The sequence below is a fragment of the Corynebacterium sp. TAE3-ERU30 genome (assembly GCF_019209925.1).
GTDB lineage: Bacteria > Actinomycetota > Actinomycetes > Mycobacteriales > Mycobacteriaceae > Corynebacterium > Corynebacterium megadyptis.
Genome location: NZ_JAHUTO010000004.1, coordinates 335,087 through 341,398, shown reverse-complemented (window position 1 = coordinate 341,398; position 6,312 = coordinate 335,087). Strand labels below are relative to the sequence as shown.

At 62.9% G+C, this 6,312-nt stretch carries 8 protein-coding genes; 2 read left to right on the top strand and 6 right to left on the bottom strand.

Annotated elements, in window-relative coordinates:
* The coding region (locus KR227_RS09775; RefSeq protein WP_218365152.1) for a hypothetical protein at window positions 1-265 on the top strand (265 nt) is incomplete at its 5' end.
* Between the two features lie 60 nt (window positions 266-325).
* Here KR227_RS09775 and murA read toward each other — a convergent pair.
* Window positions 326-1,600 (bottom strand): UDP-N-acetylglucosamine 1-carboxyvinyltransferase, encoded by a 1,275-nt coding sequence (murA, locus tag KR227_RS09770; protein WP_218365151.1) that lies wholly within the window; start codon window positions 1,598-1,600, stop codon window positions 326-328.
* A 76-nt stretch (window positions 1,601-1,676) separates the two neighbouring features.
* Between murA and KR227_RS09765 the strand changes: the two genes are divergently transcribed.
* Window positions 1,677-2,249, top strand: coding sequence for a cob(I)yrinic acid a,c-diamide adenosyltransferase (locus KR227_RS09765; protein ID WP_218365150.1), 573 nt, complete (start codon window positions 1,677-1,679; stop codon window positions 2,247-2,249).
* Between the two features lie 15 nt (window positions 2,250-2,264).
* Here KR227_RS09765 and ramA read toward each other — a convergent pair whose 3' ends face one another.
* From ramA to KR227_RS09740, 5 genes are all read right to left on the bottom strand, one after another.
* Window positions 2,265-3,104 carry an acetate metabolism transcriptional regulator RamA gene (gene ramA / locus KR227_RS09760; protein ID WP_151550360.1) on the bottom strand — a complete coding sequence of 280 codons (840 nt, stop codon included), beginning with the start codon at window positions 3,102-3,104 and terminating at the stop codon, window positions 2,265-2,267.
* Window positions 3,105-3,642: 538 nt separating this feature from the next.
* Window positions 3,643-4,452, bottom strand: coding sequence for an energy-coupling factor ABC transporter ATP-binding protein (locus KR227_RS09755; protein ID WP_218365149.1), 810 nt, complete (start codon window positions 4,450-4,452; stop codon window positions 3,643-3,645).
* Window positions 4,453-4,457: 5 nt separating this feature from the next.
* Window positions 4,458-5,192: a CbiQ family ECF transporter T component gene (locus tag KR227_RS09750; RefSeq protein WP_218365148.1), complete on the bottom strand. Its 735-nt coding sequence runs from the start codon at window positions 5,190-5,192 to the stop codon at window positions 4,458-4,460.
* The gene (locus KR227_RS09745; RefSeq protein WP_218365147.1) at window positions 5,189-5,521 is read right to left on the bottom strand and encodes an energy-coupling factor ABC transporter substrate-binding protein; all 333 of its coding nucleotides are present in this window, start codon (window positions 5,519-5,521) and stop codon (window positions 5,189-5,191) included. Before KR227_RS09745 ends, KR227_RS09750 begins: the two co-directional genes overlap by 4 nt.
* Window positions 5,518-6,234, bottom strand: coding sequence for an energy-coupling factor ABC transporter permease (locus tag KR227_RS09740; protein WP_218365146.1), 717 nt, complete (start codon window positions 6,232-6,234; stop codon window positions 5,518-5,520). The genes KR227_RS09745 and KR227_RS09740 overlap by 4 nt, the downstream gene beginning before the upstream one ends.
* Between the last annotated feature and the right edge of the window lie 78 nt (window positions 6,235-6,312).

The following is a 6,312-nucleotide window of genomic DNA, read 5'->3' as shown; positions in this document are numbered from 1 at the left end:
CATGCGACCAAACAAACCCCAATCACAAGGGCACCTGATCCACACACAACCAAACACGCACACCACAACAAAAGCAGCACACATCAACAAAACAAAGCTGGCACACTATCGAGTTCTCAAACAACACAGGCACAACCAATCGAGTCAGAATCCTGACTGTTTCGGAAGGCTTGGTATCAACGCTGTTTTCTTTCCGCCACTCTTCGTTGCTCTCTTGCAACGTGGGGCGCTGTCGGTCGCGCTGACAGGAGATAAATCTACATAGATCGCTAGATACACGCAAATCCCCTGCTAGGAGGGGATTTCAGGAGGAGCTATAACCGTCTTAGTCCTTGCCGTGGCGTGATGCCGAGACGCGAGTGATCCGTGCACCCAGCTGGTTGAGTGTCTCTACGAACTGCGGATAGCCGCGATCGATATGGAAGACGTCATGCACTTCGGTCACCCCATCGGCACACAGGGCCGCCAGCACTAGTCCGGCGCCGGCACGAATATCGGAGGACCACACCGGGGTGGAGCTAAGTTGCTCAACGCCGCGGACCACCACGTGGTGTCCATCCACGGAGGTGTCCGCGCCGAGGCGCTGCATCTCGTCCACAAAGCGGAAGCGGGATTCAAAGACGTTCTCTGTAATCACGCTCATGCCCTCCGACACGGCGGCAAGCCCGATCGACATCGGCTGCAAGTCCGTGGGGAATCCCGGGAAGGGCAGGGTCTGGTAGTCCACGGCCGAGGGGCGCGAGTCCATGCGGACGCGGAAACCGGTGTCATAGGTTTCCACCTCGGCACCGACGATCTTGAGTTTTTCCAGCGCGATGTGCAGCGCCTGTGGGTTAATGCCGCCGACAGTAATATCGCCGCGCGTCATCGCGGCCGCATAGGCCCAGGTGCCGGCGACGATACGGTCCCCGATCACCTCGTGCTCGGCGGGATGCAGCTTCTCCACGCCATCGATGGTGATCGTAGAGGTGCCTTCACCAGTGATCTGGGCACCCATCTCCTTCAGCAGCACACAGAGATCGACGATCTCCGGCTCCCGCGCCGCGTTGTCTAGAACGGTGCGGCCCTCCGCCAGCACCGAAGCGGTGAGGATATTCTCCGTGGCCCCCACCGAGGGGAAGTCCAGCTGCACATAGGCCCCCCGCAGCGACTCGGCTTCGGTGACCACACAGCCATGCTTGATATAGGTGCGGGCCCCGAGCTTCTCCAGCCCGGATTGGTGCATATCGAGCGGGCGAGATCCAATGGCATCACCGCCGGGCAGGGCCACCACGGCGTGACCGCAGCGCGCGGTGAGTGGGCCGAGCACACACACGGAGGCACGGAATTGGCGCACCGCCTCGAAGTCGGCATTGCTCTGCGGCTGCGCCGGGGTGCTAATGCGCACGGTGGGGCCGTCGATCTCCACGGTGCAGCCCAGGCCTTCTAGAACATCGCGCATGAGCGGGACGTCGAGGATCTCGGGACAGTTGGTGAGCGTCGTCGTGCCCTCTGCCAGCAATGCGGCGGCCATGAGCTTGAGCACGCTGTTCTTCGCGCCGTGGACTTTCACAGCGCCCTGCAGCCGGGCGCCACCTTCTACCAAGAAATGTTCTTTCACAGTGCACCAGCCTAGTGCCTTGGGTGCGGTTGTGCGCTACCTGCTTGGTGCCGACTTTTCCCTAGACTCGAGAACTATGAGTGTTCATTTGACCAAGATCTATACCCGCACCGGAGACGACGGCACCACGGGTCTCTCGGATTTTTCCCGCGTACCCAAAAATGATTCACGCCTCCAGGCCTATGCCGACTGCGAGGAAACCAATTGCGCCATCGGCGAGGTACTGGCGCTGGCCTCCCCGAGTAAGGAGGTGAGTGCAGTGCTGCGCCGGATACAAAACGAGCTTTTCGATTGCGGCGCGGATCTCGCCACCCCCGTCGTGGAGGATCCGAAGTATCCCCCGCTGCGCGTGGAGCCGGAGTATATCGAGCGCCTCGAGCAGGACTGCGATCGTTTTAATACGGAGCTGCCGACTCTCGATTCCTTCATTCTTCCCGGCGGCACGCCCGCCTCGGCGCTGTTGCACACCGCGCGGGTAAAGGCTCGCCGCGCCGAGCGGGCCGCGTGGGCGGCCATCGCCGAGCACGGCGAGTCGATGTCGGTCCTGCCGGCGAAATATCTCAATCGCCTCAGTGATGCGCTCTTTATTCTGGGCCGAGTGGAAAACCAGGGCCAGGATGTGCGCTGGGTTCCCGGCGGCGAGCGCTAAAAGCAGCGCGCGGCTTTAGGGCAGCGCGCCGATGCGGCGGGCGGCGTTGACGGCCTCATACCGGGTGTGAGCGCCGAGCTTGCGCATGACCGAGCGCAGGTAGCTTTTGACGGTTTCGGCACCGATGCCCATTTCCTCGGCGGCCTCGACATTGGTGTGGCCGAGGGCCACACAGGCCAACACGTCGAGCTCACGGGCCGAGAGCTTGGTGGTCTGCTTTACGCGTACTGGGGAGACCAGCTGGTCACAGAGGCTTTCGATCTCCTTGCGCAGGTCTTCATCCCCCACGCGATTGGCCAGCATGCGCAGCTTGGAGTGGGTGGAGCGCACCTGCTCCCACTCGGCGCCATTCATCACGCGCCCGGGCTTGGCCCCGCTGCCGCCAGCATCGCCGCGGCGCAGCGCGCTATTGACGGCCAAGTCCTGTTCAAGAGTGCGGGCGGTCATGGTGACTTCCTCGATCACCTTGTCACCCAGACGCACGGGAGAGTGCACGCCCACGTAGAGCACGCCGCGTACATCGCGTTGCACGATCACGGGCACAGCCACGATGGAGTGCAGGCCCTCGTCTTGGATGGGCTTGTCGTGCTCATGGGAAATGATGGAAGCACGGGTGTAATCAGAGACGCCCACCGGACGGCGGGAAGAGACAACACGGCCGCCGACGCCGGCGCCGGGCTCAATCACGAGATTCTGCAGAGCCGGGGTGCGCAGCCCTACCCAGGCACTGATTTGGAGCCGGCTATCAGGTAGCACCGTGGCATACATGGTGACCGGAATGCCGGTGGCGGTCTTCAGTGTGGTGAGTGCTGCGCGAATCGCTTCTTCGTCATCCTTGAGACGCTGCGGATCCATACTCTTCTTCCTGCGTTGTTCACCTAATGCCGGTCCGGGGGATCGGCACCTCCCCTGGCATATAACGACGGGGAGGTAGTGGGTGCCCCTGTTCACACCCGCCTTGCTTAGGTTGCTCGTAGGACAGGATTATAAACAAGAAACGGGGGTAATCATAAGTACTTAGGGGAAGTTTTCCGCACCGCCCGAGATGAAAAGTTCACAAACAACCCCTTTCTACCCCTGCATGGGTGCCCCCACTTTTAGCCATCCCACCTCCCCCGCTGCGCCTTTTTCTCGGTAAATTTTTATCTCTCTCTCAGATTTACGCCACAAATTTCCCACCCCATCGCCACCCGCAAACCTGCAGGTAAAAGCCCTTCTGGAGACTCAGACAGGTCATATACCCCCGTCAGTACACCCTCTCCATACCACTACAGCAGATCCGCTATCACATCCCGCACAGTGGGATTCAGGGCTAAAAGGTGGGCAATTGCGAAACAAGTTAGAACAAACACGCACGTGGGTTTAGCGCCGTTTAGAGTGACATATATCACTCTTAACGATCGGGCTGAGCGAGGACATCGGCGGCCGTAAGTACGTCACGACCCAGTGCCCGCGAGACCAGCGGCGCCCAGGGAAGCTCCAAACGCGCCTGCTCGATGAGCTCGGTATCCGTCATGATCTCCGCGCAGGCCCCGCTGCGCACCACCCCGCCCGTGAGCACCGCCGCAGTATCGGCGAAGGCATAGGCGAGGTTCACGTCATGGGTCGAGAGCACAATGGCGGTACCCTCCGCACGCAGCAGCGCGAGGGTGCGCAGCAGCTGGGCAGAGCCGGCCGGATCGAGCCCCGCGGTGGGCTCGTCCAGCAGCAGCACCCGCGGCCGCATGGCCAAGGCGCCGGCCAAGCTCACCCGCTTGCGCTGCCCATAAGACAATTGTTGCGGCACGCGCTCAGCAAGGTCGGTGATCTCGGCGCGCTCCATCGCCCATTCCACGCGCGCCGCGATCTCCTCCTCGGAGAGCCCTTGGTTGGTGGGGCCATAGGAGACATCGGCGCGCACGGAGACGCCGAAGATTTGATCATCCGGCTCTTGGAGCACCAGCTGAATCACCGATCGGGCGCGGTTACGGCCGGCGCGATCATAGGCCGCGGGGGCGGCGTCGATAAGCACCTGCCCACGCTGCGGCTGCAATGCCCCCGCCATGAGCTTCATCAGCGTGGATTTTCCGGAGCCATTGGCCCCGAGCAGGGCCACGGCGTCGCCGCGCTCGATACGCAGCTGCACATCATGCAGCACATCGGGCCCGTGCGGGTAAGCGAAGCTGACGGCGTCGAGGCCGAGGAGAGGATGGGGGGTTGTCAAAGGTTTCACCACACAATGGGGATTAGGCCCACGGCACAGACCGCGGCCAGGCAGACAAGGATGATCGCCAGGCGCGCGGGCCGGGCGGGAGTAAAGGTGCCGTAGACGGCGGCCGCGGCGCTATCGGCACGCAGCTCGAGACCCTCCTGCAGGCGCTGCGCCCGCTGGAAAGCCGCTAGGAAGAGATTGGCTGCCTGATCGGCGACCGAACGCAGAAAGCGCCGCCAGGAGCTATGCCCCAACCGCTGTGCCTGCGCATGCCACATCGCCTGCGACTGGGTGTAGAGGAGCGAGGAAAAGCGGTAGATGTGCATGCTCACCACGACGAGGGTCTCGGGGATCCCGATGCGCCGCGCCCAGGTGAGCTGGGCGGCAATGGGGGTGCTGAGGGCATAAAGCATGGTGATGCTCATGCCCACCAGGCTGCGGCCTGCGACAACCGCAGCGTGGGCGACACCACCCTCGACCAGCACGAGACCACTGGGGGTCAGGTTGATCATCAGCGGCCAGATACCGAGCACGATAAACCCGAAGGGGGCGAGCACGAGCCCGATATAGAGCCGCCAGTCCACCTGCGCCCGCGCCGCCGCGATCAGCACGATCAGCAGCAGAATTGGCAGTACGGGAAGCGGCGGCAGCGCCAGCACTAAGACCAGCGCCCCGCCGAAGGCGAGCACCTTTTCCGACACGCTGTGCTGTGCCCAGGGAGAGCGGGCGGCAGCAATGTCGAGTGGATTCATCGGGGCGTGGAGCTCTGCGCGTGCCCCTGCGCCCACTTCGTGCGGCCGCGGTAGAGCCCGATCACATAGCCGAGCGCGCCAGCGCCGAGGGCGGCTTGGAGCGCGAAGAGTCCGGACTCCACCTCGCCGGGCAGCTCGCCGACGAGCGGCTCGAACCAGGGCTCATAGCCGGGATCGACCTCTTCCACGATGGTTTCTGCGCCGGAGTCGGTGCCCACGAAGTGTTCCTCCGCGTCCTTGTCGCCGAGGTTGAAGAACAGCGGGAATGCGGCGATAAAAATGGCCGCGAGGATCAGCGCAATGGTGACGCCGGTGTTGTTCTTTTTCATACCTTCTGCCCTGCCTTTGGCTTATCGACGCTCTCCTGCTGCACACTGGCCTCCTCGCGGCCGCCCAGCACTCCCAGCAGGGAGAGCTCGCGGGCCGCGATGGTGCGCAGCGAACGGAAGATCAGCACCGTGATGATGGATTCCACGACTGCGAGCGGCAGCTGCGTGGGCGCATAGAGCGCGAGGAAGGTCAGGGCCGAGTTGAAGAAGCCATTGGCGTGGTGGGCGCCGGCCAGCTGGAAGGCGGTGACCACATAGGTGGAGAGGTCGGCGAAGAACGCGGCCAGGGCGATGCCGATGGTGGCACTACCGCCGGCCTTGCGGACTGCTACCCACGCGCCATAGCCGATCCACGGGCCGACGATGGCCATGGAGAAGATATTGGCACCCAGGGTGGTGATACCGCCATGGGCGAGTAGGAGCGCTTGGAAGAGCAGCACGATACTGCCCAAAAACGCCATGACGGGCGGTTTGAAGAGGACCGCTCCGAGCCCGGTGCCGGTGGCATGGGAGGAGGAGCCGGTCACGGAGGGGATCTTCAGCGCTGAGAGCACGAAGGTGAAGGCGCCGGCGGCGCCGAGAAGAAGCCCGGTTTCGGGCCGTTCTTTGAGTTGCTTGTTGACGCGGATTGCTCCGTGGATCACGAAGGGCGCGGCAGCCACACCCCATCCCACGGCCTGCTCAATAGGCAGGAATCCTTCTGCAATATGCATGGTGGAAGAAACGCTCGTCTCTTTGACTCATGTCCGGGTGATTCCTCGCACCAGAACCGGTTTGCGCCGAACTGGACT

Bases quoted from the DNA above. Each gene is read 5' to 3' on its own strand.
- KR227_RS09750 (WP_218365148.1), bottom strand. From the start codon at position 5,192: ATGAATCCACTCGACATTGCTGCCGCCCGCTCTCCCTGGGCACAGCAC.
- KR227_RS09745 (WP_218365147.1), bottom strand. From the start codon at position 5,521: ATGAAAAAGAACAACACCGGCGTCACCATTGCGCTGATCCTCGCGGCC.
- ramA (WP_151550360.1), bottom strand. From the start codon at position 3,104: ATGGATCCGCAGCGTCTCAAGGATGACGAAGAAGCGATTCGCGCAGCA.
- KR227_RS09765 (WP_218365150.1), top strand. From the start codon at position 1,677: ATGAGTGTTCATTTGACCAAGATCTATACCCGCACCGGAGACGACGGC.
- KR227_RS09740 (WP_218365146.1), bottom strand. From the start codon at position 6,234: ATGCATATTGCAGAAGGATTCCTGCCTATTGAGCAGGCCGTGGGATGG.